Origin of the sequence: Sphingomonas sp. TX0543 (genome assembly GCF_048565505.1) — a bacterium.
Classification (GTDB): domain Bacteria; phylum Pseudomonadota; class Alphaproteobacteria; order Sphingomonadales; family Sphingomonadaceae; genus Sphingomonas.
The window spans coordinates 102743-127888 of record NZ_JBLZUS010000002.1 but is presented as its reverse complement, the minus strand read 5'-3'; the positions used below and the strand labels follow the sequence as shown (position 1 = coordinate 127888).

Here is a 25146-nt window from a genome sequence, read left to right as displayed (position 1 = left end):
TTGCGATCAGATCGCGTCGAGCGCCTGGGCGAAATCGGCGATCAGGTCGTCCGCATCCTCCACGCCGATCGAGATACGGACGAGATTGTCGGTGATCCCGAGCGCCTGCTTGCGCGCATCGGGCACCGACAGATGCGTCATCGCGGCGGGATGGCTCGCCAGCGTTTCCGTGCCACCCAGGCTCACCGCCAGCTTGGCGATGCGCAACGCGTCAAGGAAGCGGAACGATTCGGCCTCGCCGCCCTTGAGGTACAAGGAGAAGGTGGAGCCTGCGCCGGAGCAGTGGCGCCGATAGATATCGGCTTGGCGCGCATCCTTCCCGCCCTCCAGGAAGCCGAGATAGCCGACACGTTCCACCTTGGGATGATCGGCGAGGAAGGCGCATACCTTCTCCGCGTTCTCGCCCGCTCGGCTCATGCGCAGTTCCAGCGTTTCCAGGCTGCGCAGCAGCATCCACGCGGTATTGGGGTCGCAGATCGTGCCGATCGTGTTACGCATCAGCCGGATCGTGTTGATGTGCGCCTTCGTGCCCAGCACCCCGCCGGCGACAAGATCGCTGTGGCCGCCGGCATATTTGGTGAGCGAATAGACGACGATATCCGCGCCATGCCGCAGCGGCTTGTGCCACAGCGGGCCCAGGAAGGTGTTGTCGATCGCGATCGGCGGCTTCGCCTCGGCGTCGGCGAAGATCGCATCCCGGCTCGCCGCCACCGCCTCCACGTCGACCAGCGCGTTGGTCGGGTTGGCGGGGCTTTCCAGATAGATCAGCGCGACCTTGCCCTTCGCCGCCTCCTTCATCACCGCGTCGATTTCCTCGCGCGTCGCGCCGGCCGGGAAATCGAGCCATTTGACCCCGAACCGCCCGAGGATGCGGCCGATCAGCGTTTCCGTGGCGGCATAGAGCGGACCGGAATGGACGATCGTGTCACCCGGCTCGACCATCGACAGAAACAGCGTGGCGATCGCCGACATGCCGGAGGAGAAGGCGAGCGCATCCTCGGCCTCTTCCCAGATGGCCAGGCGATCCTCCAGAATCTCCTGATTCGGGCCATTGAAGCGTGAATAGACCAAGCCCTCGGCGCCGCCGGGCCGCTTGCCGGTGACCCCCTCGAAATGACGCTTTCCGGCAGCGGCATTGGGGAAGACGAAGGTGGAGGTGAGAAAGATCGGCGGCTTCAGCGCGCCTTCGGACAGCGCCGGATCATAGCCGTGCCCCATCATCAGCGTCGACGGCTTGAGCTTGCGGCCGCCGATCTTTTCGATTTCCGGCCGGGGCGATACGCGCGCCGCAATGCAGGTCAGATCGACTTCGGTTTCATTGGTCATTCATGATCTCCGAACGAGGGGCCGCCAGCTTGCCGTGCAAGCGATCGCGCGGCCCGTGATGATCGGGTCTCTGCCGGAAATTCAGCGTGCTTGATAGGGTATGAAACTGCCCATCGTGCAAGTGCCGCTGTCGATCCGCGCGGGCATGTTCACCGTGCGCGCGATATCGCCGCGGCACAATTGCGTGGAGAATTGCCGGGTGACCAGCGCGTCGCCGCGTGCGACCGCCTCGCAGCCGCCGTTGGTCTCGTTGACGTAAACCCGCTTGCTGTTGATGCGGTAGATCAGCCGCGAACCGATCGCCTTTACCGAGCCGTTGTTGAGGCGGGTGCCAATGCAGTCAACCGGCTTGCCCGGCACAAGCCCGGATACCTCCTTTTGAAAGGCGGCTTCATCGGCGGCCGCGCGATCATTCCGGTTGCCCGGGGCGGCAATGGCGATCGCGCCCGCCCCGATCGCGGCGGCGGCCAGTGGAATGAGGATCATACGCATGGTATCAACTCCTTCGGCCCCGCACCCGACGATATAGCGACATCAGCCGCGAAATTCATCCTTTGCGTGGCGCCGCGCCGCGAGCGTCGCGGCATCGGGCGCGCGCAGGAAGGGATTGGTGGCGCGCTCCAGCCCGATCGTGGTGGGCACGGTGGCCTCGCCCGCCGCGCGCGCTTCATCCACCGCCACCATCCGCTCACGGATAGCGTCGTTATCCGGCTCCGCCACCAGTGCGAAGCGGCCGTTCGACTGGGTATATTCGTGTCCGCAATAGACCAGCGTCTCATCCGGCAGCGCGGCGAAGCGGCGCATATTCGCCAGCATCTGCGCCGCATCGCCCTCGAACAGCCGTCCGCAACCCATCGCGAACAGCGTATCGCCGGTGAACACCGCGCCGTCGCCCGCGAAGTGAAAGGCGATGTGGCCCGCGGTGTGACCCGGCACCGCCAACACCACAGCCTCGTGCGTGCCCAGCGTCACCACATCGCCCTCACCGACCCCGCGATCGAGATGGCCGATCTTCGCCCGCTCCGCTTCGGGGCCGGTGATGATCGCGCCGGTCGCGGCGACGATCGCCCCGTTTCCGCCGACATGATCGGGATGCCAGTGCGTGTTCCACACCTGCGTGATCGTCCACCCGCGCGTGGCAGCGGCATCCAGAACGGGCTGCGCCTCGCCCGGATCGATCACCATCGTCTCCCCGGTGTCGGGATCGTGGACGAGCCAGCTGTAATTGTCGCTGAGGACGGGTACGCGAATCACGTCGAGGCGGTTCGTCATGCAAGGCTCCTTCGGGCGGCGAGCGCAGCGGCGCCCAGCATTTCGGTGAGGTCGGCGGCGCTGCGGATGTGCGCGAGCGGGGCGGCCTGCCCTGCCCACAGCGGCGAATAATCCCCGCGGCCATCGGCCTCCGCGCTGGCGCGGAGCGGCGCGATCGCGCTGCCGGCGAGCGGAAAGGGTGGGGCCGACGAGTTCACCGGGCCGATCGCGTCGATCAGGCGGTTGCGCAGGCCACGCGCGAGCCGGCCGGAAAAGACGTTGGTGAAAACGCTGCCCTCGCTCCCCGCCGCCGCCAGCGCGGCGCGATGCACGGGGCTGGCGTTGCTCTCGCGGGTGAGCAGATAGGCGGTGCCGGCTTGAAGCCCGGACGCGCCCAGCGCGATTGCGGCCGCCGCGCCGCGCGCATCGGCGATCCCCCCGGCGGCGATCACCGGCACGCCCACCGCGTCGACGATCTGCGGGACCAGCGCGAACGTGCCGACCGGGCGATGATCGGCGAGAAAGTAGCCCGCATGGCCACCGGCCTCGAATCCTTGCGCGATGATCGCATCGCAGCCCGCCGCCACCAGCCAGCGCGCCTCGGCAACGGTGGTGGCGTTGCCGGTCACCCGCGCGCCGGTCGCGCGGACGCGGGCGAGCAGCGCGGGATCAGGCAATCCGAAATGGAAGCTGACGATCTCCGGCCTGACCTCCTCGATGATACGGGCGGCATCGGCATCGAACGCGCGACGCACGGGCGTGGTCGCCGGGTCATCGCGCACGCCCTCTTGCGCGTAGAATGGCGCGAGTGTGGCGCGCCAGGCGCTCTCGTCGGTGTCGGGCGGGGGCGCGTGACAGAAGAAATTGAGGTTGAGCGGACCCGGCGCCGCGGCGCGCACCGTGGCCACTTCGGCCAGTAAGCGGTCCGGCGCGAACATCGCGCCGGCGAGCGATCCCACCCCGCCGCCCCGGATCGTGGCGATCGCAAGCGCCGAATCGGCGAAATTCGCCATCGGCGCCTGAATGACGGGCCAGCGCGCGCCGAGCGAGGTGAAGAAATCGTCCGACGCGCGCATGGGGATTACCAAGTTCCGGTATTGGCCATCGATGCCCACGGCTCCTGCGGCGGCAGCACGCCTTCCTGCAACAGCTCGATCGAGATACCGTCGGGCGTTTTCACGAACGCCATGTGGCCGTCACGCGGCGGGCGGTGGATCGTATAGCCTGCCGCCATCAGCCGCTCGCAGGTGGCGTAGATATCATCGACACGATAGGCGAGATGGCCGAAATTCCGGCCGCCGGTATAGGTTTCCGGCGCTTCGCCCTCGGTCGGCCAGTTGTAGGTCAGCTCAACCTCCGCCTCGGCGCGCTCGCCGGGGGCGTTCAGGTCTCCGGGCGCGGCAAGGAAGATGAGCGTGAAGCGCCCGGCGGCATTCTCCATCCGCCTAACCTCCTTCAGCCCGAGCACCTCGAGGAAGGCGATCGTCCTGTCGGGATCGCTCACGCGGATCATCGTGTGGAGATATTTCATGCTCGGCTCCCGTTGCGGTGGGGTCATTTCGCGGGCTTTTCGCCCTCAAACTGGGCCAGCGCCTGCGCCGCCGCAACCCCCGCCGGGGCGGTGGGGGCGATCCGGTGCGCCGCGTTCCATGCGGTTCTGGCGCCGGCGGCATCGCCCGAAAGCGCGGCGATGTTGCCGGCCTCGAGCTGCACCTGCGCATCATCCGGCGAGCGCTTGAGCGCCTCCGCGATGGCGAGCCTGGCGTGCGGCAGATCGTTCGTTCGGCGCGCGAGCGTGGCGGAGAGCAGCCAGGCCAGCGGATCGTCCGCCGCGTCGCGCGTGGCGTCGTCAAGATCGGTGCGCGCCGCCGCCAGATCGCCGACGGCGACCAGCGCGCGGGCACGATCGAGATGCGCCTCGCCGCGCTCCATTCCCTGCAACGTTCCGGCCGCGAGCGCCGCATCGAGCGCGGTGCGCGCCCTGGCGGGCTGGTTCGCCGCGAGTTCGGCATTGCCGGCCTCAGCCCAGTAGGTCGCGGCCATCGTATCGTGCGCCGCTTCCGCCTGTCTCGCGGCATCGGCAAAGGCCGCCGCCGCCTCGCCGAACCGCCCCTGTTCGGTGAGCGCTAGGCCGAGGCACTGCTTCGCCTTCGCCGCCCCGCCGGAAAGCGACCAGCGTTCCGCCATCCGCTCCGCCGCGACCGGATCGGCGCGCGACAGCGGCAGGCAACGCGTGGCCGGATCGTCGGCGGCGAGCAGCAGCGCGAGCATCGCGATCATCCGAGCACTTCCTCCACCGCGCGAACGATCAGCGCGATATCGCCATCGCGCGACAGGCGGTGGTCGCCATCCTTGATGAGCACGGTCTGCACGTCGGCTGAACGGAGCAGTTCCGCCAGCCGCCCTGCGCGGTGCCACGGCACGTCGGGATCGCGCTGCCCCTGCACCAGCCGCACCGGGCAATCGATCGGTATTTCGCCGAACATCAGGCGGTTGGCCTCGCCCGACTGCCAGAAGCGGGCGGTATAGACGGTCGGTTCGGGGCCGTAGGGATTGGCGCGCCGGATCCGCCCTTCCTGAAGCAGGCGCATCTTCTCGTCGGTGGAAAAGCCCCAATCGGTGAAATCCGGCGCGGGCGCGATGCCGACGCAACCGACGACTCGATCGGGCCGCAACTTCGCGACGGAGAGCATGATCCAGCCGCCGAGCGAGGAGCCGACCAGCACCACCGGGCCATGCGCCACCTCGTCGATCATCGCCAGCGCATCGTCGCGCCAGTCGGCGAAGGATTGCTCCTCGAACGTGCCTTCGCTCGCGCCGCAGCCGCCATAATCGAAACGGAGATATGCCTGTCCGCGCGCCTTTGCCCAATGTTCCAGCGCAACCGCCTTCGTTCCTTCCATGTCGGAGGCGTAGCCGGGCAGGAAGATCACGGTCGGGCCGGTGCCCGGAGTGTGGCGGAAAGCGAGACGAGGGCGCATGACGGCGTATCTAGGATGCGGGCATGGGAAGCGCTACCCGCCCCGCTCGTCATACAGCCGATCAAGCGGTGCCAGGATTGCAGGTCAACCGGCTTTGTGAGCAGCCAGCGCCTCCACCATCCTCGCCGCGAGCAGCGGCAGCGTATCATCGCGCGCACCCATCACCACGATGCGGTCGCCCGGACGCGCCGTGGCCACAAGATGCGCCGCCGCCGCGTCGCGATCCGCGATATGGCGCGCATCGGCACCGGCCTGCGCGATATCGCGAACGATATCCGCGCTCGTCACCTCGCGATTGACGGTGCCGCCCTGATAGACGGGATCGGGCAGCACCAGGTGATCGCCCGGGGCCAGCTTCTCCGCGAACATCGCCACCAGTTCGCGCCGCATCACCTTCAGCGGGCCGTAGCCATGCGGCTGGAACAGCGCCAGCAATCGGCCGGGGAAGGCGTGAAGCGTATCGAGCGTTGCGGCGATCTTGTCCGGGTTGTGCCCGAAATCGTCGATCACCGCGACGCCGCCCGCCTGCCCGACCAGATCGAAGCGGCGCTTGAGCCCGGTGAAGCGCTCGACCCCGGCGATCGCCTGTTCCAGCGTCACCCCCGCCGCCATCGCCGCGCCGATCGCCGCGAGCGCGTTCGACACGTTATGCCGCCCCGGCACCGCAAGCCGGACCGGCGCGCCGCCCAGCATGAAGCGCACCGCGAACGGCTCCTCGACGATATCGGTGGCGCGCAGATCGGCATCGTGCGCGATACCGAAGCTGGTCACCCGCCCGCGTGGCACGGCGAGGGCGAGCGTCGCCGCGTCGGGATTGTCGATGTTGACGATCGCGTGCGCCGCCTTGCCGATGAAATCGCCGAACAACTGGTTGAGCTCGTCCAGCGACTTGTGATCGAGGCTGACGTTGTTGAGCACCGCGATGCGCGGCGCATAGAGCGCGATCGATCCGTCGCTCTCGTCCACCTCGCTGACATAGGCATCCCCGGCGCCGACCAAGGCGCTGGCGAAGGGGCGATCGGGCGCGGCGAAATCCTTCATCACCGCGCCGTTCATCACCGTGGGATCTCTCCCGGCCGCGTGCAGGATCGTCGCGATCATTCCGGTGACGGTCGATTTGCCAGAGGTGCCGGCGACGCCGATCGGCAGCGCGCTTTCGTTGAACAGCCGCGCGTTCAGCGCCGCGCGCGACAGGCGCCGGCAGCCGAGCCGCTCCGCCGCGACGATATCGGCCACCGTCGCCTCCACCGCCGCCGAGGCGACGACGATCTGGTCGGGCGTGGTGATCCCCGATCCGTCCTGCGGGTGCAGCGCGATCCCCAGCGCCTTCAGCGCGTCGAACTTGGCGGGCACGCGCCCCTGATCGAGCGAGCGATCCGATCCGGCGACGCTTGCCCCACGGCCCGCGAGGATCATCGCGAGGGGCATCATGCCCGATCCGCCGATCCCGACGAGGAAGTAACGCGTGGCTGCGAGGTTGCCGTCGTGCATCGTGCGGCGCTATCCCGGATCGGGAATTGGCTCAACCGTCAGCGGGGTTTTGGATCAGTGCGCATCGGGATCGTCTCGCCGGCAAAGTCGCTCGATCCACTTGCCGCCGAGCGCACCGCGGCATTCGCGGCGCTCGCCTATCCCGCGGTCGATCTCGTCTTCCACCCGCAATGTTTTGAAAGCGACGGCGGCCATTTCGCCGGGCCGGACGCGCGCCGCGCGGCGGCGTTCGTGGAATTCGCCAACGACGCCGCGTTCGACGCGATCTGGTTTGGTCGCGGTGGATATGGCTCGAACCGCATTCTCGCCGCCGCGATGCCGCAGCTTTCGGCGGCGGCGCGGAGCAAGGCCTATATCGGCTATTCGGACATGGGCTTCATGCTCGCGGCGCTCTACGCGCGGCGGATCGGGCGGCCGGCGCATGGGCCGATGCCGATCGACGCGCTGCGCGACGGCGGCGATCGCACGATCGCGCGCACCCTGGGCTGGCTGACCGGCGATCGGCAGGGGCTGGAGCCGGGGCTGGGCACCAAACCAGCGGTGGCATTCAACCTGGCGATACTCAACAGCCTGATCGGCACGCCGTGGCTGCCAGACCTCGCCGACCATGTGCTGTTGATCGAGGAAGTGTCCGAGCCGCTCTACAATATCGATCGGATGCTGTTCACGATGGCGAACGCCACCCAGTTGCGCGGCATCGCCGGGGTGCGACTGGGCGCGGTGAGCGACGTCAAGGAGAATGACCCGCCATGGGGCGAGCCGCTCGATGCGATGCTGCAGCGCTGGTGTCGCGACATGGGGGTGCCGTTTCTGGGGCATGCCGAGATCGGGCATACGCAAGCGAATTGCGTGGTGCCGTTCGGGTTGGGGTGATGGTGGTCGACTGCTAAGCCAGGGTAATCATGTGTCAATATGGGAAATGCCAGCATCATTAACAACAAGTATACGATTTGAAGCATGTCGTAAGTTGCTTATGCGGTCTTCTCGTCACAACAGGGAAATGTAGCGATGAAGAAGAATCTTGTTGCCGTCGCGTTTGCGGCCGCCACCATGCTTTCCACCGCAGCAGGCGCGGCGACGCTCGATGATTTCAACCGTCCCGACGCCGCGACGCTCGGTTCGGGCTGGACCCAGCAGTCCGGAAGCTCGTCAATCGTCGATGGCAAGGCGACCGGTTCAAGCCTGTCACTCGCGACGTTCAACGGCGGATCGGGCAACACCGTCAGCTTCGATCTGTCATCGCTGACCAGCGGCACCAGCTATATCGCGGCGGTGCTCGGCTATGGCGCGGGGGACAATTATTTCATCAAGGTGCAGAACAACGGCGGCGGCGCGTTCAACACCTACGGCTTCTATACCGGCAATAATAACTCTACCGGTATCTTTAGCAGCCTCAACAGTACCTTCACCTCCGCACACGTCACCGCGTCATTCGTGGGAACCGTCGCGACGCTGACGATCGATCCGACTGGCGGCACGCAGCAGGTCTACACGTATGACTATCGCTATACTCCCGGCGGCACCGGAATCGGCCTTGGCTTCTACGGCGCGGCCGCGGCAGACAATTTCGGCTCCGGCGCTGCGGGCGGCGCTGTGCCGGAGCCTGCCACCTGGGCGCTGATGATCCTGGGCTTCGGCGTGGTCGGTGGCGCGATGCGTCGCCGCAAGGCCGAACAGCTTGCCACCATCGCCGCCTGATCGGCTCGCGACACGAACCACAGAAGGGGCCGTGGCGCGATCCACGGCCCTTTTTCTATTCCCGTGCCAGTGCCTTCAGCCGGTATAGCGTCTCGAGCGCCTCGCGCGGGGTGAGCGCGTCGATGTCGAGCGCCTCCACTTCGCGCCGGATCGCATCGGCTTCCTGCTCAGGCTCCGGCAGGGAAGCGGCGAACAGGGGCAAGTCATCCAGCCCGGCCGCCAGCCCGCCCGTTTTCGCGCGTCCGGCCTCCAGCTTCGCCAGGACCGCCTTGGCGCGTGCCACGGTCGCGGGGGCCATGCCGGCGAGGCGCGCCACCGCGAGGCCATAGCTGCGGTCAGCCGGGCCATCGGCCACTTCGTGGAGCAGCACCAGCTCGCCCTTCCATTCCCGCGCGCGAACATTGTGAAGGCTCAGGGCGTCGCAGCGTTCGGCGAGCCGGGTGAGCTCGTGATAATGCGTCGCGAACAGGCAGCGGCAGCGATTTTCCTCATGGATCGCCTCCACCACCGCCCAGGCGATGGCGAGGCCGTCATAGGTGGAGGTGCCGCGTCCCACCTCGTCGAGGATCACGAAGCTGCGTGGCGTGGCCTGCGCAAGGATCGCGGCCGTCTCGACCATCTCGACCATGAAGGTGGAGCGCCCGCGCGCGAGATTGTCCGACGCGCCGACGCGGCTGAACAGGCGATCGACCAGCCCGAGCGTTGCCTTGTTCGCGGGAACGTAGCAGCCGGCCTGCGCCAGCACTGCGATCAGCGCATTCTGCCGCAGGAAGGTGGATTTGCCGCCCATGTTGGGGCCGGTGACGAGCCACAGTCGCGAGGTTTCGGATAAAGCGCAGTCATTCGCGACGAAGCGCTCGCCGGCCTTCGCCACCGCCGCCTCGACCACCGGATGACGGCCGCCCGACACCTCGAAACACGGATGCTCGACCAGATGTGGCCGCGCCCATGCGCCCTCCGCCGCGCGCTCGGCAGCGGCGGCGGCGACATCCAGCCGGGCGAGCGCATCGGCGGTGGCGGCGATCTCCTCGCAGCGGACGAGCGCCTGTGCGGTCAGCTCTTCGCGGTGCGCGGCTTCGGCGGCGAGCGCGTGCGCCCCGGCCTGCGTGACGCGCGCGGCGACCTCGTGCAGATCGGGCGCGTTGAAGCGTACGACGCCGGCCAGCGTCTGGCGGTGGGTGAAGCCGGAATCGGGCTTCATCAGGGCATCGGCTGATTTGGCCGGCACCTCGATATGATAGCCGAGCACGCCGTTATGGCGGATCTTGAGCGTCTGCGTGCCGGTGTCGGCGCGATACCGCGCCTCCAGGGCGGCGATCGCGCGGCGGCCGCCCGCGCCGGCATCGCGCAGATCGTCGAGCGCGGCGTCATAGCCCGCCGCGATATAGCCGCCCGCCGAGGCCTCGATCGGCGGCGCGGGGACGATCGCGCGCTTGAGGACGTCGATGAGCGCGCCATGCCCGCGAAGTTGCGGCGCCAGTTCGGCGAGAAGGGGCGGGGCCGCCTCCACCCGGTCGAGCATCTCGCCCAGCATCCATGCGCCATCCAGCCCGTCGCGGAGCTGGGCCAGATCGCGGGGTGAGCCGCGCCCCGCCGCCAGCCGGCCGACCGCGCGGCCGACATCGGGCAACGCCCGCAACGCGCTGCGCAGCCGCTCGCGCAGCGCGCCGTCGTCATGGAAAAGCTGGACCAGATCGAGCCGCGCATCGATCGCCGTGCGGCTCATCAGCGGGGCGCCGATATCGGCCGCGAGCAGCCGCGCGCCCGCGCCCGTAACGGTGCGGTCCACCGCGTCGAGCAGGCTGCCCTTGCGCGCGCCGGAGCTCGTTTGCGTGAGTTCGAGGCTCTCGCGTGTGGCGGCGTCGATCGCCATTGCCGCGCTCGCACTGGAGACGCGCGGCGGACGCAGGAACGGCAGCGCGCCCTTGGCGGTATGATCGAGATAGGCGACGAGGCCGCCCGCCGCCGCCAGCATCGCGCGGCTGAACTGTCCGAATCCGTCGAGCGTGGCGACGCCGTAAAGCCGCTTCATCCGCGCGTCGCCGGCGCCACTGTCGAAATCGGCGCGTGGGCGCCAGACGGTGGCGGGCGCCTCGCTCCCCTCCGCCGCCACCACTTCCGCCGCCGCCAGCCGCGCCAGCTCGGCATCGAGCGCCTGCGGGGCGCAAGCGATCACCTCGAACCGGCCGGTGGAGATATCCGCCGCCGCCAGCGCGATCTCGCCCGCCGCCTCGCCGATGGCGACGCACCAGTTGGTGGCGCGCGCGTCGAGCAACGCCTCCTCGGTCAGCGTGCCGGCGGTAACGACACGGACGATCGCGCGATTGACCAGCGCCTTCGATCCGCGCGCCTTGCGCGCTTCCTCGGGCGATTCGGTCTGATCCGCGATGGCGACGCGGTGGCCGGCCTTGATGAGACGCTGGAGATAGGCGGTAGCGGCGTGGACGGGCACGCCGCACATCGGGATCGGCTGGCCATCATGCTCGCCGCGCGCGGTCAGCGCGATGTCGAGCACCGCGCTGGCGATCTTCGCATCCTCGAAGAACAGCTCGAAGAAATCGCCCATCCGGTAGAACAGCAGGCAATCGCCGGCCTCGCCCTTCAGCGAGAGATATTGCGCCATCATCGGCGTGGGTGCGGCGGCGGTGGTCATCCAGATGGCGATACCGCGACGATCGGCGCCGGGAAACAGCGAGTTGACGATGCCCGGCAGCCACGGCGCCGCTCGCCGGCGCGAAACGGCTCGCCCCAACCGGCTTTCCACACCGGGAACGCGGCGGTGCGTTGCCACAACGCCGGGCGTAACACAGGCGGCCCGCTTCGGCATGCATCAGGCGCACGATTGTTTCAGGCGTCGAGCGGTTGCATCATGACGGGGTGCGCCTAAAGGATCGTTGCCAATCCCTCGCAGCAAGGTTGCCCTATGTCCGAGCCCACCAGCGTCCAGTTTTCCGAGCGCGAAGCGTTGCTTTTCCATTCCGAGGGAAGGCCGGGCAAGATCGAGATCGTCGCGACCAAGCCGATGGCGACGCAGCGCGATCTGGCGCTGGCCTATTCGCCCGGCGTGGCGGTGCCGGTGGAGGCGATCGCGCGGGATCCTGCGACGGCATATGATTACACGACCAAGGGCAATCTGGTCGCGGTGATTTCAAACGGCACGGCGATCCTGGGGCTTGGTAATCTCGGCGCGCTGGCCTCCAAGCCGGTGATGGAGGGCAAGGCGGTCCTGTTCAAGCGCTTCGCCGACGTGGACTCGATCGATCTGGAAGTGGCGACCGAGGATGTCGACGCCTTCATCAACTGCGTTGCGCTGCTGGAGCCGTCGTTCGGCGGGATCAACCTGGAGGACATCAAGGCGCCGGAATGCTTCATCATCGAGCAGACGTTGCGCGAGCGGATGAACATCCCGGTGTTCCATGACGATCAGCATGGCACCGCGATCATCACGGCGGCTGGCCTCATCAATGCGTGCCTGCTGACCGGGCGGAACATCAGCGAGGTGAAGGTGGTGGTAAACGGCGCGGGCGCCGCCGCGATCGCCTGCACCGAGCTTATCAAGGCGATGGGCGTGCGGCACGACAACGTGCTGATGTGCGATCGCAAGGGCGTGATCTATCAGGGCCGTGACGGCGTGAACCAGTGGCAGTCCGCGCACGCCGCCATTACCGAGCGGCGCACATTGACCGAGGCGCTGGTCGGCGCGGACGTGTTCCTCGGCCTTTCCGCCGCCGGCGCGCTGAAGCCGGAAATGGTGAAGGATATGGCGAAGGCGCCGATCATCTTCGCCATGGCCAACCCGGAACCGGAAATCCGCCCCGAGGAGGCCAAGGCCGCGCGACCGGATGCGATCATCGCGACCGGGCGTTCGGATTATCCCAATCAGGTCAACAACGTATTGGGCTTCCCGTTCATCTTCCGGGGCGCGCTCGACGTGCGCGCCTCGGCGATCAACGAGGAGATGAAGATCGCCGCGGCGCAGGCGATCGCGGAGCTGGCGCGCGATCGCGTGCCGGAGGAAGTGGCGCTTGCCTATGGCGTGCGCCACGTGTTCGGCCCCGATTATATCATTCCCGCCCCGTTCGACCCGCGCCTGATGGAGGTGGTGTCCGTCGCCGTGGCCCGCGCGGCGATGGATTCGGGCGTCGCGACCAAGCCGATCCTCGATATGGATGGCTATCGCCAGCGGCTTCGCGGGCGGCTCAACCCGACGAATTCCGTCCTCAGCCTGGCCTATGAAGGCGCGCGCGCGCATCCCAAGCGCGTGCTGTTTGCCGAGGGCGAGGAAGAGGTGGTGCTGCGCGCCGCGATCCAGTTCAAGGAAGGCGGCTATGGCACGCCCGTGCTCGTCGGGCGGGACGACGTGCCCGACCGGCTGCGCGCACTGGGCGTCAACAACCCCGAGGAATATGAGCTGCACAACAGCCGCCATTCCCCGCTGGTGCCCCGGATGGTCGACTTCCTCTATCAGCGGCTCCAGCGGCGCGGCTATCTGCGCCGCGATTGCGAGCGGATGATAAACCAGGATCGCAACATTTTCGGCTCCGTGATGCTGCAGCTCGGTCAGGCTGACGCGATGATCACCGGCATCACGCGCACGTGGGCGCACACGATGCGCGAGGTGAAGCGGGTGATCGATCCCGAGCCCGGCCGCACGCCGTTCGGCATCCATATCCTCGTCGGGCAGAGCCACACCGTGTTCATCGCCGATACGACAGTGAACGAACGCCCGAGCCCGGAAGAACTCGCCGACATCGCCGAGCAGACCGCGCAGGTCGCGCGGCGCATGGGGCATGAGCCGCGCGTCGCCTTTCTCAGCTATTCCACCTTCGGGAATCCCGAGGGGCAGTGGCTGGAGAATATCCGTGCGGCGGTGGGGGTGCTCGACGAGCGCAAGGTGGGCTTTGAATATGAAGGCGAGATGGCGCCGGATGTCGCGCTCAATCCGAAGCAGCTTGCCAACTATCCGTTCGCCCGTCTGTCTGGCCCGGCCAATGTGCTGGTGATGCCCGGGCTTCAATCGGCCAACATCTCCGCCAAGCTGCTGCGCGAACTGGGCGGGGATTCGATGATCGGCCCGATGCTGATCGGCATGGAAAAGCCGGTGCAGATCGCGACGATGACATCCACCGCCAGCGAGCTGGTGACGCTCGCGGTGCTTGCGGCGGGCGGGATCGCCCGTTGAGCCGGCTGCGGGCGACGGCCGAATTCATCCGCAATCCATTTGGCCGGCGCAACCTTTCGCGGGCGTAACCATTTTGTTTCCGTCGGTAACGATGGAGAACAGGTGATGAGGAAGGTTGCTCTGGCCGCGCTTGGCGCGGCGGTGATGGTGACGGGTTGTGTCGGCGATGAAGGCCCCGGCTACGCTGGCGACGGCTACCGCCGCTACGATTACAACCGTCCCGATCCCGCGTATAACGGCTATTACGCCGATCGTTACTATCGCGACAATCCGCGCTACCGCGAGCGTCGTCTCAGCAACAACGACCGCGTCTATGTCGGGCAGGACGGCCGCTATTATTGCCGCCGCAACGACGGCACCACCGGCCTGATCGTCGGCGGCATTGCCGGCGGTGCGTTGGGCGCGGCGATCGCGCCCGGCGGTTCGGGCGTGCTCGGCGCGCTGCTGGGGGGCGCGGGCGGCGCGCTTCTCGGCAAGTCTGTCGACAAGAGCAACGTGCGTTGCCGCTGATCTAAGCGCCAGGACGGCGACATATTGCGACAATTTTGTCGCCGTCCCGGCACATGTGCGCGACAGTGTTGAGTCAGGTTCGCCCGTGGCCGTCGTATCGGCCGTGTAGGGAGTATGAACATGAAGAAATTGACGATGATCGCGGCCGGGATCGGTCTTGCAGTCTCGGCTGTGCCTAGTGTCGCCCAGCCGGGGCGGTGGGTGCCGATCAGCCAGCGCGTCGGCAACCTCGACACCCGGATAGACCAAGGACTTCGCTCTGGCAGCCTGAACCGTGCGGAGGCATTGCGTCTGCGTGGGCAACTACGCGATCTGCAGGGGCTGGAAGCGCGCTATCGTCGCGGCGGTTTACAATCGCCGAGCGCCGCGATCTCGACCGGCGGTTCGATCAACTCAGCGCGCGCGTGTATGCGCGAAAGCACGATATTCGCCATCGTCGCTGATCTAGCGTAGCGGTTTCCCCGAGTCTTTCCAGCGGTCAAGTATCGGAGACTGGGGCAGTTTATCGGAAGTGGCGTCGCGCAACGCGGCGCCGCTTTCCATATCGGTGGGCGGGCCCGAGGCGGTGGGTGTCGAACCGACATTGTCCCGTTCGATGACCTGCGCGTTTCCTTTAAGCGCAAGTATCGGCAATGGCGCGGCAATTGCCGGCTCGCCGCCGCGATAGATCCGGCTGAACGCTGCCGGCGTTCCCCAATAGCCTTTCCAGCGGTGGAAGAAATGCGCGCCGATCGCATCCGTCATCACCAGTGTACGGTTCCAAGACGGGGTGACGGCATAGGTATGATAGTGAGTCGCGAGGCCGACCGGCGCGAACACCTGCCCGGCAAGGATCACCGCCGCATTGCGCGCGGCTCTCCCCCACGCGCCGCCTGCCGGAATACGCGCGGCAGAACCGTCGCAGGCGAAGCTGAACTGACACCCGCTGGTGCGGTTCGCGCCCTGATAGACGACACCGCATATCGTGGGGGGGAAGGCCGGATGCCGCACCCGATTGACGACCACCTGCGCCACCGCGCGCTGGCCGGCATCGCTCTCCGAGGCAGCCTCGTAATAAACCGCCGACGTCAGACACTCCAGGGCGCGGGCACGATCGATCGAACTGGCGAGTCGGGTGGAAAAAGGAACGGCCGGGGTAATGCCGCCAGCTCCTGACGGCGTCGCGTTGCGCGGGACCGGCGGCAGCGCGATTGTGCCGGTAGAGCCGCGCGCCGGTGCCGCGAGCTCGCCATTCGGAGCTTCGGCGGCGTCGCTCAGCGCGTTCCGGCTCGGCATGGTGCGGAGGGCGGGCGGAGCATCGTTGAAGTGTAATATGCTCACGCCGGTGAGCGCGGCGGAAGCTACCGCGACGGGCAGCAGCGTAAGACCTACCACTCGTCTCCGCGCCGGCCGCCGCGCGCGGCGTTGGGCACGCCGTTCGCTGGGATGGGTCGCGGCGGTAGGCATGTGCCGATCCCTAGCGCGGATGGCTTACGATTTCATCTCAAGGGACCGGTTCGTCGCAACGTTGCGACGTCGAGGTTCAGGGCGGCAGCCGGGATCGTGTCGGTTTCGGGTCGCTGTTTGCGCAATGCGTCACCGAATGCGCGGGCATCTCCGACGACGACGATGACCGCGTTAGACGGATCGAACAACGAGGCGCCCGCAGCCTGCACTGCGTTGGCGGGGGTGTTGCGAATCGCTTCGGCGTAGCGGGTCATTTCGTCGACAGGCAGCCCGTTTGACACCGCGCTTCCAGCGATTCCGGCGAGCCCGGCGGTGCGTTCCACCTGTCGCCCGAAATTGCCGATAAGCACCGAGCGGCGCGTGGCCAGTTCGGCTTCCGGGATCGGGACGCCGCCCAGACGTCGCATCTCTCCGGCGATCAGCGTAACCACCTCGGCTGCGGAGGCGTTCTTTGTAGAGGCGCCGGCATCGATTGAGCCCGTGTCGCGCCCAGCGTTCAGATCGCTTTGCGCCCCATAGGAAAGCCCGCGCTTGATCCGGATCTCCTGATTGAGCCGCGATGTGTAACCGTCTCCGAGCACGGTATTGGCGAGCAATGCCGGATAATAGCGTGCATCGCCCCTGGGCACCGCACCGCGCGCGACAATGACACCTGCCTGTCCCGCATCCGGCAAATCAACGAGGATCGTGCGCGGCGCGGTGGCCGGCGTCGGCCGAGCGACCGGCGCGGGAGCGGTAGTGGCCGCCCGCCAATCACCGAATGCTCGCTCCGCCAGCGCCCTCGCGGTGTCCGGCGTTATGTCGCCAGCCAGGATCAGTGTCGTTCGATCGGGCGACCAGGCGGCGGCAGAGGCTGCCTGCAGATCTGCGCGGGTGATCGCCTTCAGCGAGGCGGGCGTGCCGTCCACGGCGCCGCCATAGCCCGATGCGCCAAATAGCGCGCGATCAGCGGCCAACCCGGCAAGTTCCATCGGCTCGGTCAGAGATACCTGTGCCGCATCGATCGCCTGCGCGCGGGCGCGCTCCAGTTCGTCTGGCGCAAGTGTCGCGTTGCGCGCGGCATCGGCGAGCAGATCGAGCGCGGGGGCCACCGCGGGCGTCGCGATGGTGATGCCGATCGCGCTGCCCTCGCGGGCCACGCCGGTATCGATCGACGCGCCCAACGCCTCCGCCTCGCGCGCGATCTGAACGGCTGAGCGGGTATGGGTGCCTTTTGTCAGCAGTGCGGCAGCGAGGCTCGCGGCGCCTGCCTTGCCGCTCGGATCACGCGCTGCGCCCGACAGCCCGACCAGCCTCGCGGTGACGAGCGGCACGTCATGGCGCTCGATGGTCACGACGCGCAGGCCGTTTGCCAGCCGGATTTCACGCGGCACCGGAACCTGCCCCTCAATGGCCGGACCGAGAGGCGGCAGCGGCACCCGATCTGCATCGCTGGCGGGCGTGACGAGGGTGATATCGGCCGGGATCGCAAGAGCGCGTGTCTCTACCGTCGCGGCGATGGGGATGCCTGTATCCGCGTTCGCACCATCGGCGGCCGGAAGATAACGAATCGTCGCGACGCGATCATCGCCCAGATAAAGACGTGCGACCCGCTGAACGTCGGCGGCGGAGATCCGCCGAACCGCCGCGAGCTGTCGTTCGCTGGCGCGTGGATCGCCGTCCACCAGCACCGACGCGGCGATGATGCGCGCGCGACCCTCCACTGTCTCGCTTGCCTTGAGGGCATCGGTGAGAATGCCGGTCTTGGCGATGGTAAGTTCCGCGGTGGAGGCGAGGGTATCGCGCATCCGCGCGAGTTGCGCCCGCAACGCATGCTCCACCGCGTCCGGCGCCTTGCCGCTCGCGACGATCGCGGTGACGTCGAGCTTCCCCGGCCCCGCGCGCGTATCGAGCGTCGCCTCGACCGACTGCGCAAGGCCGTCACGATAGACCAGATTCTCGTAAAGTCGCGAACTCTCGCCGTGCGCGAGGATCGCCTGGAGCACCATCAGCGCAGGTATGTCGGTGGAGCGATCAGGCGGCAGCGGATAGCTGAGCGCGATCGCGGGGAGCGGGGTGTTCGGTTCGTGGACGGTTACGCTTACCGGCTTTGTGCGAACGGTCTCGTCGGTGATCACGCGAGGGATCGGGCGATCGGGGCGCTTGATCGGCGCGAAATAGCGATCGACCCAGCGATCGAACTCTGCGGGGTCGAAGTTGCCGGCGACGACCAGAACCGCATTGTCCGGCCGGTAATAGGTGGCGTGAAAGGCACGCACGTCCTCGATCGTCGCTGAATCGAGATTGGCGATGCTGCCGATCACGCCGCGCGCATAAGGGTGGCGCTGATAGGCCAGCGCCGGAAGATACAGCGATTCCAATTTACCATAGGGACGCGCTAGGACGGACTGACGAAACTCCTCCTTCACCACATCGCGCTCCGAGGCGAAATCGGCGGGAGAGACGACCAGCGAAGCCATGCGATCGGCCTCCGCGAACAGGAGTCGCTGGAGATGATTGGCCGGGACGACCTCGAAATAGTTCGTGTAATCGTCCCCCGTGGAAGCGTTATTATAACCACCGACGTCCTCTGTCAGCCGGTCGAACTGTTCGGCCCGAAGGTTGCGCGTCGCCTTGAACATCAGATGCTCGAACAGATGCGCGAATCCGGAGCGGCCGCGCGGATCGTCGCGGCCGCCGACATCGTACCACACCTGAACCGCCACATTCGGGGTAGCCGTATCGCGGATCGCATAAACACGCAGGCCGTTCGGCAAGCTGCGTTCATTGAAAGCGATTGGCTTGACCGCCGGCAGGGGTGGTGCCGTTTCGCCAAGCGCGGGAGCGGCGACAGCGGCAAGCAACGTCAGGATCAGGCGCATGGCGTTCTCTCAGCGCGACGCCGCGATGATCTTGACGGCGGGGGGCGATGATAGCTCAGCCGCGCGGAAGCTTCTCGCGCGGCGTCGGTTGTCATTTCTTGTCGCGGTTCGCGAACAGCACGGCCGCAGCGACCGCAGCGGAGCCGATTCCGACGCCCAAGCCGATCTTTCCGAGGTTCCAGTTGCGCGCACGCTCCTCGCGCTTGGCCTTGCCGGCGCCCTCTTCATGCGCCTTGGCATCGCGCGCGGCGGCGAGTATTTCGTTGGGCTCTTCGTTGTCGGACACGCTTACTCTCCTTCTTAACCGTAGTATCGCGCGCGGAACGCGCCGGCGAAAGTACCCAGCGTGCCCGCCGAGATCGCCGCGCGCAAATCCGCCATCAATGCTTCGTAGAACCAGATGTTATGTTCGGTCATCAGCATTGCCCCGAGAATTTCGCCCGCGCGCACGAGATGATGAAGATAGGCGCGGCTCCAGGTGCTGCATACCGGGCAGCCGCAGTCGGGATCGAGCGGCCCGTCATCCTCGGCGAAGCGCGCGTTGCGGATGTTGATCGGGCCGGTGCGGGTAAAGGCCTGGCCGGTGCGGCCGGAACGGGTTGGCAGTACGCAGTCGAACATGTCGACCCCGCGTTCGACTGCGCCAACGATATCGTCCGGCTTCCCGACGCCCATCAGGTAGCGCGGTTTTTCGGTGGGGAGCTGGCCGGGCGCGAAATCGAGACAGCCGAACATCGCCTCCTGACCCTCGCCGACCGCCAGACCGCCGATGGCGTATCCATCGAAGCCGATATCGATCAGTGCGTCGGCGGAGGATTTGCGCAGCCCTTCGTCAAGCGCGCCCTGCTGGATGCCGAAGATCGCGTTCGACGCGGCATGTGCGCCGCCCGCATCGAAAGCGGCGCGGCTGCGCTTTGCCCAGCGCATCGAACGCTCCATTGCCGCCGCCTGCACCTCGCGCGCCGACGTGGTGGGCACGAGTTCGTCGAATGCCATTATGATGTTCGAACCGAGCAGGCGCTGGATCTCGATCGAGCGTTCGGGCGACAGCATATGGCGCGAGCCATCGAGATGGCTCTTGAACGAAACCCCATCCTCGCTGCGCTTGGTGAGATCGGCGAGGCTCATCACTTGATAGCCGCCCGAATCGGTGAGGATCGGCCGCTTCCAGCCCATGAAATCATGCAGCCCGCCAAGCCGCGCGACACGCTCCGCGCCGGGGCGCAGCATCAGGTGATAGGTGTTGCCCAGGATGATGTCCGCACCAGACGCAGCGACATCTGCAGGCTTCATCGCCTTCACGGTTGCGGCGGTGCCGACTGGCATGAAGGCGGGCGTGCGGATCACGCCGCGCTGCATCGCGATTGTGCCCGTGCGCGCCGCCCCGTCGGTGGCGGCGACGGTGAAGGTGAACCGCGAGGTCATCGTATGGAACTCATTGTGGCGGCGTTGCGCCGCGTTTGTGCTTGCCGCTCGCCGGATTGGGCAGGACCGCGCGGATCGTCAGGCATTCGGCACGCGTTACCGCGCCATCGTGATCGCGATCGAGCCGCCGGAAGATCTGAGCCATCTTCGCGTTCAATTCGGCTGCGGTAATGCGATTGTCGCCATCGCTGTCCACTTCGAACGGGCTCGGGAGAGCGTTGCGATCTCCCAGCCAGCGTTCGGCCCAGTCGGCGAATTCGATGTAACCGAGCGAGCCTTTGTGCGCGCTATCGATCGCGGCGAAGCTGCGCTCGACGCAGGCCTGAAGCTCGCCGGCGGTGGTGCGGCCGTCGCGATCTAGATCACAGGCGGCGATCATCATTGCGGCAGGCTCCACCACCATCGTGGCGGGCGGCTGGCCGGGGCCGGGCGGCGCGGCGGTCAAGGGAACAGCGGCCTGAAGCAGCAGTGCCAGGATCATGTGACATATTCCTGCGAGGCAAATGTACACCAAGCCATGCGGCGGACGGACACCCCCGCGGCTGAACCATGGCTGAGCCGGAAGGTGCCGCACCCGTTCTGCATCGCCATGCCCTATGGTGCGCTCGCGGAGCTTGCAACCGCTGGCCGGCATTTAGCGACGATGATCGCCGCTTACGCCAGCGCGGAAACGCCCGTGCACAGCAGGCGAACGAGCTCTGCCTGACCGCGCACGCCGGTTTTGGCATAGATTCGCTTGGAGTAATTTCGAGCCGTTTCGATCGTCAGGCCGATGGTGGCCGCCGCTTGCGCGATACTGGCGCCATCGGCGAGCGCCGCGGCCAGTCGCCCCTCGCTGTGTGTCAGGCCGTGGATTGCTTCGATCGCCGCCAGGCGCTGAGGGCCGGTCGCGATCGGCGACCGGAACAGCGCCGCCATCGCGGGGCGCGCCGGAACCAGCAGGATATTGCAAGCAGGCATGGCGGAAAGGCGGAGCGTACGCGGGGCGCTATCCGGGCTATCGGCAAACGTCGCGGCGGCTAGCGGGAGCAGGCGCTCGGCCTCGAGGTCGCCGATGCGCAGTCGTTGGCCGATCGCGGGCGAATTCCCGGTGGATGCGCGCACGATCCGCTCCGCGATGGGGTCGAAATGGAGCACGCGCGCGTCGCGATCGAAGCTGATCCGGCCCGTGCCGGTTCGCGCCACAATGTCCTCTGCGAGGTCGAGACGCGCGCGCAACCCGTCGATCGCGACCATCCCGGTCAGCGCGACGGCGAGGTGGGGGCCCAGCGCCGACAGCAGCGCGCTATCGGCGGCGGTGAATACGCGCGCGACGCCGATGATGGCGAGCACCGCACCGGCGCCGCTGGGTTCGGTCACGCGGATGATCCGCCCGTCCCCCGCTGCGCGCTCGCCCAGTTCTGCCGCGGCGTAGACGCGGTTCGGGCGGAGGCGTTCGGGTGTGATGTCGTTGAAGGGTGCGGGAAGGGCGGCACCGAACGGACTGGTTAGCAGGTGCGCGGAGTCGGCGCGGGTGCGTTGGCGAAGGCGCGCGAGAAACGTCCGCCAGCGTGGCGCCTCCCGTGCCGCTTCATGGAGCGGCAGCAACAGATCGGTTTCGTCGATGCGGCTGAATGCCATTGCCCTCCCATATGGGAGGTGGCGCGCGAAAGCCAGCCTCACAAATGGCGGCGATGACGACCGGCGCGATGACACTCACCCACCTCGAGCGGCTCGAAGCCGAATCGATTCATATCATCCGTGAGGTGGTGGCCGAGTGCGAGAAGCCGGTCATGCTCTATTCGGTCGGCAAGGATAGCGCGGTGATGCTGCATCTGGCGCGGAAAGCCTTCTATCCCGCGCCGCCGCCGTTTCCGCTGCTGCATGTCGATACGACATGGAAGTTCAAGGCGATGTACGACCTGCGCGACCGCATGGCGCGCGAGAGCGGGATGGAACTGCTCGTTCACCGCAATCCCGAAGCGGAAGCGAGAGGAATCAACCCGTTCGATCACGGCGCGCTCCATACCGATATGTGGAAGACCGAGGGCCTGAAGCAGGCGCTCGACAAGTATGGTTTCGACGCGGCATTTGGCGGCGCACGGCGCGACGAGGAAAAGAGCCGTGCGAAAGAGCGCGTATTCAGCTTTCGCTCGGCCAGCCATCGCTGGGACCCGAAGAACCAGCGACCGGAATTGTGGAACCTCTACAATACAAAAAAGGCGAAGGGCGAAAGCATTCGGGTCTTTCCAATCAGCAATTGGACCGAGCTGGATATCTGGCAATATATCCAGATAAACGATGTGCCGATCGTTCCGCTCTATTTCGCCGCGCCGCGCCCCACGGTGGAGCGCGACGGGATGCTGCTGATGGTCGATGACGACCGCTTCCCGCTGGCCGAGGGCGAAATTCCGGTCGAGCGCTCGATCCGTTTCCGCACCCTGGGCTGCTATCCGCTTACCGGAGCGGTGGAGAGCGAGGCCGCGACGCTGGCCGAGGTTATCCAGGAGATGCTGCTCACCACAACCAGCGAACGGCAGGGGCGCGCGATCGATCGCGACGCGGGATCGGCCAGCATGGAAAAAAAGAAGCAGGACGGATATTTCTGATGAACGCGACCGCGCCCGACAGCGCCTATCACACGGACGCGCTGATCGCAGAGGATATCGATGCCTATCTCGATCGACATCAGCACAAGTCATTGCTGCGGTTTATAACCTGCGGCTCAGTCGACGATGGCAAATCCACGCTGATCGGGCGACTGCTGTACGATTCCAAGATGATTTTCGAGGATCAACTCGCTGCGCTGGAGGCTGATTCGAAGAAAGTCGGCACCCAGGGGCAGGAGATTGACTTTGCGCTGCTGGTGGACGGACTCGCCGCCGAGCGCGAACAGGGGATCACGATCGACGTCGCCTATCGCTTCTTTGCGACCGAGAAGCGCAAGTTCATCGTCGCCGACACGCCGGGGCACGAGCAATATACCCGCAATATGGTCACCGGCGCGTCCACCGCCGATCTCGCCGTGATCCTGATCGATGCGCGCAAGGGGGTGCTGACGCAGACGCGCCGGCACAGTTATCTTGCGCACCTGATCGGCATCCGCAACGTGGTGCTGGCAGTCAACAAGATGGACCTGGTCAGTTACGAGCAGGGCGTTTTCGACCGGATCGTGGCGAACTATGCGGCGTTCGCGCGCTCGATCGGGATCGCGGATTTCAGCGCTATCCCGATCTCCGGATTCAAGGGCGACAATATTGCCTCGCTTTCCCCGCACACCCCCTGGTATCGCGGGCCGACACTGATCGAGCATCTGGAAAATGTGCCGCTTGACGCGGAGGCGGATCAGGAACAGCCGTTTCGTCTGCCGGTGCAGTGGGTCAACCGGCCTAACCTCGATTTTCGCGGTTTCGCCGGGCTTGTCGCGAGCGGGCGGTTGAAGCCGGGCGATGCGATCCGCGTGCTGCCCTCGGGCAGAACCTCAAACGTCGCGCGGATTGTGACGATGGACGGCGATCTCGATGGAGCGGTGGCGGGCCAGTCGGTCACGCTCACGCTCACGGGGGAGGTGGATTGTTCGCGAGGAGATGTAATAGCCGCCGCCGACGCGCCGTCGCAGGTGGCCGACCAGTTCGAGGCGACGATCGTGTGGATGGCCGAGGAGGAGATGCTGCCCGGCCGCTCCTACTGGCTGAAGCTGGCGACGCAGACCGTGAGCGCGACCGTCCAGGCGCCGAAATACCAGGTCAACGTCAACACGCTGGAACATCTCGCGGCCAAGACGCTGGACCTGAACGCGATCGGCGTGGCGAACCTTTCGACCGACCGGCCGATCGTGTTCGAACCCTATGCGGAGAACCGCCAGCTCGGCGGATTCGTGCTGATCGACAAGCTGACCAACGCGACCGTCGCCGCCGGCATGCTGCACTTCGCGCTGCGCCGCGCGCAGAACGTCCACTGGCAGCCGACCGACGTGACGCGCGAGGTGCGCGCCGACCTCAAGAACCAGAAGCCGGCGGTCTTGTGGTTCACCGGCCTTTCCGGCGCGGGCAAATCGACGATCGCCAATCTGGTCGAGAAGAAGCTGGTGCGGATGAACCGCCACACCTTCCTGCTCGATGGCGACAATGTGCGCCACGGGCTGAACAAGGATCTCGGCTTCACCGACGCCGATCGCGTGGAGAACATCCGCCGCGTGGGCGAGGTGGCGCGGCTGATGACCGATGCCGGGGTGATCGTCATCACCGCCTTCATCTCCCCGTTCCGCGCCGAGCGCGAGATGGTGCGGCGGATGATGCAGCCGGGCGAATTTATCGAGGTGCATATCGATACGTCGCTGGCAGACGCGGAATCGCGCGACGTGAAAGGCCTTTACGCCAAGGCGCGCAGCGGGGCGCTGAAGAATTTCACCGGCATCGATTCGCCGTATGAGGCACCCCAGGATCCCGAGATCCGCATCGACACGAGCGCGATGTCGGCGGAGGAGGCGGCCGAACTGATCGTGCGGCGGCTCGTCCCCTGACGGGACGATTGCAACCGATCCGGGCAATTATCGCCCTGGCGGGTGCGATGGACAGGCGCGCGCGAGGTCTGCTATCCCATCGGGGCGGCCTACGGTCGATAGGGGGAGGGCAGGCCTCGTGGTTCATTTCCATAGCGGGGTGAGGGCGATAGTCGTCATATCGGCGGGGCAACGTCACGCGATGTGCCGCATCCGCCCGGCCGCGGCGCGGCCAAGGCCCTAGCGCCCGATGCAGACACCTTTCGACTGGCTGACCCTGATGGTGTTCACCGGCCTGGTCGTGCTGATGCTGCATCGCTCGGCGGCGGAAAAGCCGGTCGACAAATTGTGGCATTATGCCCCGCCCGCGATCGGGTGCGCCGTCGTCAACTATATCGGCAACGAAGGCTATATCGCGCTAGCGATCGCCGGGCTGGTGGCGGTGATCGCCTATATCATGCTGGTGCTGCGGCCGAACATGTCGGCATGACGGCC

General features: G+C 66.7%; 23 protein-coding genes. 8 read left to right on the top strand and 15 right to left on the bottom strand.

The genetic code is table 11. The annotated features are described in order from the left end of the window. Positions 1–6: 6 nt before the first annotated feature. The 8 genes from ACM61V_RS01045 to ACM61V_RS01010 form a co-directional block, all read right to left on the bottom strand. On the bottom strand, positions 7–1326 hold the full coding sequence (locus tag ACM61V_RS01045; protein ID WP_419713750.1) for a cystathionine gamma-synthase family protein: 1320 nt from the start codon (positions 1324–1326) through the stop codon (positions 7–9). A gap of 81 nt (positions 1327–1407) precedes the next feature. Beyond that, a complete protein-coding gene (locus tag ACM61V_RS01040) occupies positions 1408–1818 on the bottom strand; it encodes a hypothetical protein (RefSeq protein ID WP_137785249.1) in 411 nt (136 codons plus the stop codon). A 42-nt stretch (positions 1819–1860) separates the two neighbouring features. Then, positions 1861–2598 carry a hydroxyacylglutathione hydrolase gene (gloB, locus tag ACM61V_RS01035; RefSeq protein WP_137785248.1) on the bottom strand — a complete coding sequence of 246 codons (738 nt, stop codon included), beginning with the start codon at positions 2596–2598 and terminating at the stop codon, positions 1861–1863. Further along, entirely contained in the window at positions 2595–3653 is a 1059-nt protein-coding gene (locus ACM61V_RS01030) for an NAD(P)H-dependent flavin oxidoreductase (RefSeq protein ID WP_137785247.1), read from the bottom strand. Before ACM61V_RS01030 ends, gloB begins: the two co-directional genes overlap by 4 nt. 5 nt (positions 3654–3658) lie before the next feature. Next, positions 3659–4108 carry a VOC family protein gene (locus ACM61V_RS01025; RefSeq protein ID WP_137785246.1) on the bottom strand — a complete coding sequence of 150 codons (450 nt, stop codon included), beginning with the start codon at positions 4106–4108 and terminating at the stop codon, positions 3659–3661. Positions 4109–4131: 23 nt separating this feature from the next. Continuing rightward, positions 4132–4857: a tetratricopeptide repeat protein gene (locus ACM61V_RS01020; protein ID WP_137785245.1), complete on the bottom strand. Its 726-nt coding sequence runs from the start codon at positions 4855–4857 to the stop codon at positions 4132–4134. Beyond that, on the bottom strand, positions 4854–5558 hold the full coding sequence (locus ACM61V_RS01015) for an alpha/beta hydrolase (protein WP_137785244.1): 705 nt from the start codon (positions 5556–5558) through the stop codon (positions 4854–4856). The genes ACM61V_RS01020 and ACM61V_RS01015 overlap by 4 nt, the downstream gene beginning before the upstream one ends. Before the next feature lie 84 nt (positions 5559–5642). Beyond that, positions 5643–7049 carry a glutamate ligase domain-containing protein gene (locus tag ACM61V_RS01010; RefSeq protein ID WP_419713749.1) on the bottom strand — a complete coding sequence of 469 codons (1407 nt, stop codon included), beginning with the start codon at positions 7047–7049 and terminating at the stop codon, positions 5643–5645. Positions 7050–7106: 57 nt separating this feature from the next. Here ACM61V_RS01010 and ACM61V_RS01005 point away from each other — a divergent pair, with 57 nt between their 5' ends. Both ACM61V_RS01005 and ACM61V_RS01000 read left to right on the top strand, forming a co-directional pair. Then, positions 7107–7922: an LD-carboxypeptidase gene (locus tag ACM61V_RS01005; protein ID WP_137785242.1), complete on the top strand. Its 816-nt coding sequence runs from the start codon at positions 7107–7109 to the stop codon at positions 7920–7922. A gap of 135 nt (positions 7923–8057) precedes the next feature. Next, on the top strand, positions 8058–8747 hold the full coding sequence (locus ACM61V_RS01000; protein ID WP_137785241.1) for a PEPxxWA-CTERM sorting domain-containing protein: 690 nt from the start codon (positions 8058–8060) through the stop codon (positions 8745–8747). Positions 8748–8802: 55 nt separating this feature from the next. Here ACM61V_RS01000 and mutS read toward each other — a convergent pair whose 3' ends face one another. Further along, positions 8803–11373, bottom strand: coding sequence for a DNA mismatch repair protein MutS (mutS, locus tag ACM61V_RS00995; protein WP_137785548.1), 2571 nt, complete (start codon positions 11371–11373; stop codon positions 8803–8805). Between the two features lie 297 nt (positions 11374–11670). Here mutS and ACM61V_RS00990 point away from each other — a divergent pair, with 297 nt between their 5' ends. The 3 genes from ACM61V_RS00990 to ACM61V_RS00980 all read left to right on the top strand — a co-directional run bounded on the left by ACM61V_RS00990 (position 11671) and on the right by ACM61V_RS00980 (position 14892). Beyond that, positions 11671–13929 (top strand): NADP-dependent malic enzyme, encoded by a 2259-nt coding sequence (locus ACM61V_RS00990; protein WP_137785240.1) that lies wholly within the window; start codon positions 11671–11673, stop codon positions 13927–13929. A gap of 105 nt (positions 13930–14034) precedes the next feature. Beyond that, complete coding sequence (locus tag ACM61V_RS00985) at positions 14035–14439, top strand: hypothetical protein (protein ID WP_137785239.1); 405 nt, start codon at positions 14035–14037, stop codon at positions 14437–14439. Between the two features lie 120 nt (positions 14440–14559). Then, on the top strand, positions 14560–14892 hold the full coding sequence (locus ACM61V_RS00980; protein WP_419713748.1) for a hypothetical protein: 333 nt from the start codon (positions 14560–14562) through the stop codon (positions 14890–14892). Here ACM61V_RS00980 and ACM61V_RS00975 read toward each other — a convergent pair. From ACM61V_RS00975 to ACM61V_RS00950, 6 genes are all read right to left on the bottom strand, one after another. Continuing rightward, the gene (locus ACM61V_RS00975; RefSeq protein WP_419713747.1) at positions 14884–15885 is read right to left on the bottom strand and encodes a cell wall hydrolase; all 1002 of its coding nucleotides are present in this window, start codon (positions 15883–15885) and stop codon (positions 14884–14886) included. The two genes, ACM61V_RS00980 and ACM61V_RS00975, sit on opposite strands and share 9 nt — an antisense overlap. A 32-nt stretch (positions 15886–15917) precedes the next feature. Then, positions 15918–18746: a M16 family metallopeptidase gene (locus ACM61V_RS00970; RefSeq protein ID WP_137785236.1), complete on the bottom strand. Its 2829-nt coding sequence runs from the start codon at positions 18744–18746 to the stop codon at positions 15918–15920. A 91-nt stretch (positions 18747–18837) separates the two neighbouring features. Further along, on the bottom strand, positions 18838–19032 hold the full coding sequence (locus ACM61V_RS00965) for a hypothetical protein (RefSeq protein WP_137785235.1): 195 nt from the start codon (positions 19030–19032) through the stop codon (positions 18838–18840). Between the two features lie 14 nt (positions 19033–19046). Continuing rightward, positions 19047–20171 carry a tRNA guanosine(34) transglycosylase Tgt gene (gene tgt / locus ACM61V_RS00960; protein ID WP_137785234.1) on the bottom strand — a complete coding sequence of 375 codons (1125 nt, stop codon included), beginning with the start codon at positions 20169–20171 and terminating at the stop codon, positions 19047–19049. 10 nt (positions 20172–20181) lie between these two features. Continuing rightward, entirely contained in the window at positions 20182–20652 is a 471-nt protein-coding gene (locus tag ACM61V_RS00955; protein WP_137785233.1) for an EF-hand domain-containing protein, read from the bottom strand. Between the two features lie 173 nt (positions 20653–20825). Then, the gene (locus tag ACM61V_RS00950; protein ID WP_137785232.1) at positions 20826–21791 is read right to left on the bottom strand and encodes a helix-turn-helix transcriptional regulator; all 966 of its coding nucleotides are present in this window, start codon (positions 21789–21791) and stop codon (positions 20826–20828) included. 44 nt (positions 21792–21835) lie between these two features. Between ACM61V_RS00950 and cysD the strand changes: the two genes are divergently transcribed. The 3 genes from cysD (at position 21836) to ACM61V_RS00935 (ending at position 25141) form a co-directional block, all read left to right on the top strand. Further along, positions 21836–22759 (top strand): sulfate adenylyltransferase subunit CysD, encoded by a 924-nt coding sequence (cysD, locus tag ACM61V_RS00945; protein WP_137785231.1) that lies wholly within the window; start codon positions 21836–21838, stop codon positions 22757–22759. Then, positions 22759–24672, top strand: coding sequence for a sulfate adenylyltransferase subunit CysN (gene cysN / locus ACM61V_RS00940; RefSeq protein WP_137785230.1), 1914 nt, complete (start codon positions 22759–22761; stop codon positions 24670–24672). Before cysD ends, cysN begins: the two co-directional genes overlap by 1 nt. A 229-nt stretch (positions 24673–24901) precedes the next feature. After that, positions 24902–25141: an XrtV sorting system accessory protein gene (locus ACM61V_RS00935; RefSeq protein ID WP_137785229.1), complete on the top strand. Its 240-nt coding sequence runs from the start codon at positions 24902–24904 to the stop codon at positions 25139–25141. Positions 25142–25146 lie beyond the last annotated feature (5 nt).

Excerpts from the sequence above, each read along its gene's own strand:
- ACM61V_RS01045 (WP_419713750.1), bottom strand. The coding sequence starts at position 1,326 with ATGACCAATGAAACCGAAGTCGATCTGACCTGCATTGCGGCGCGCGTA.
- ACM61V_RS01040 (WP_137785249.1), bottom strand. The coding sequence starts at position 1,818 with ATGCGTATGATCCTCATTCCACTGGCCGCCGCCGCGATCGGGGCGGGC.
- gloB (WP_137785248.1), bottom strand. The coding sequence starts at position 2,598 with ATGACGAACCGCCTCGACGTGATTCGCGTACCCGTCCTCAGCGACAAT.
- ACM61V_RS01030 (WP_137785247.1), bottom strand. The coding sequence starts at position 3,653 with ATGCGCGCGTCGGACGATTTCTTCACCTCGCTCGGCGCGCGCTGGCCC.
- ACM61V_RS01025 (WP_137785246.1), bottom strand. The coding sequence starts at position 4,108 with ATGAAATATCTCCACACGATGATCCGCGTGAGCGATCCCGACAGGACG.
- ACM61V_RS01020 (WP_137785245.1), bottom strand. The coding sequence starts at position 4,857 with ATGATCGCGATGCTCGCGCTGCTGCTCGCCGCCGACGATCCGGCCACG.
- ACM61V_RS01015 (WP_137785244.1), bottom strand. The coding sequence starts at position 5,558 with ATGCGCCCTCGTCTCGCTTTCCGCCACACTCCGGGCACCGGCCCGACC.
- ACM61V_RS01010 (WP_419713749.1), bottom strand. The coding sequence starts at position 7,049 with ATGCACGACGGCAACCTCGCAGCCACGCGTTACTTCCTCGTCGGGATC.
- ACM61V_RS01000 (WP_137785241.1), top strand. The coding sequence starts at position 8,058 with ATGAAGAAGAATCTTGTTGCCGTCGCGTTTGCGGCCGCCACCATGCTT.
- mutS (WP_137785548.1), bottom strand. The coding sequence starts at position 11,373 with ATGATGGCGCAATATCTCTCGCTGAAGGGCGAGGCCGGCGATTGCCTG.
- ACM61V_RS00990 (WP_137785240.1), top strand. The coding sequence starts at position 11,671 with ATGTCCGAGCCCACCAGCGTCCAGTTTTCCGAGCGCGAAGCGTTGCTT.
- ACM61V_RS00985 (WP_137785239.1), top strand. The coding sequence starts at position 14,035 with ATGAGGAAGGTTGCTCTGGCCGCGCTTGGCGCGGCGGTGATGGTGACG.
- ACM61V_RS00980 (WP_419713748.1), top strand. The coding sequence starts at position 14,560 with ATGAAGAAATTGACGATGATCGCGGCCGGGATCGGTCTTGCAGTCTCG.
- ACM61V_RS00975 (WP_419713747.1), bottom strand. The coding sequence starts at position 15,885 with ATGCCTACCGCCGCGACCCATCCCAGCGAACGGCGTGCCCAACGCCGC.
- ACM61V_RS00970 (WP_137785236.1), bottom strand. The coding sequence starts at position 18,746 with ATGCGCCTGATCCTGACGTTGCTTGCCGCTGTCGCCGCTCCCGCGCTT.
- tgt (WP_137785234.1), bottom strand. The coding sequence starts at position 20,171 with ATGACCTCGCGGTTCACCTTCACCGTCGCCGCCACCGACGGGGCGGCG.
- ACM61V_RS00955 (WP_137785233.1), bottom strand. The coding sequence starts at position 20,652 with ATGATCCTGGCACTGCTGCTTCAGGCCGCTGTTCCCTTGACCGCCGCG.
- ACM61V_RS00950 (WP_137785232.1), bottom strand. The coding sequence starts at position 21,791 with ATGGCATTCAGCCGCATCGACGAAACCGATCTGTTGCTGCCGCTCCAT.
- cysD (WP_137785231.1), top strand. The coding sequence starts at position 21,836 with ATGGCGGCGATGACGACCGGCGCGATGACACTCACCCACCTCGAGCGG.
- cysN (WP_137785230.1), top strand. The coding sequence starts at position 22,759 with ATGAACGCGACCGCGCCCGACAGCGCCTATCACACGGACGCGCTGATC.
- ACM61V_RS00935 (WP_137785229.1), top strand. The coding sequence starts at position 24,902 with ATGCAGACACCTTTCGACTGGCTGACCCTGATGGTGTTCACCGGCCTG.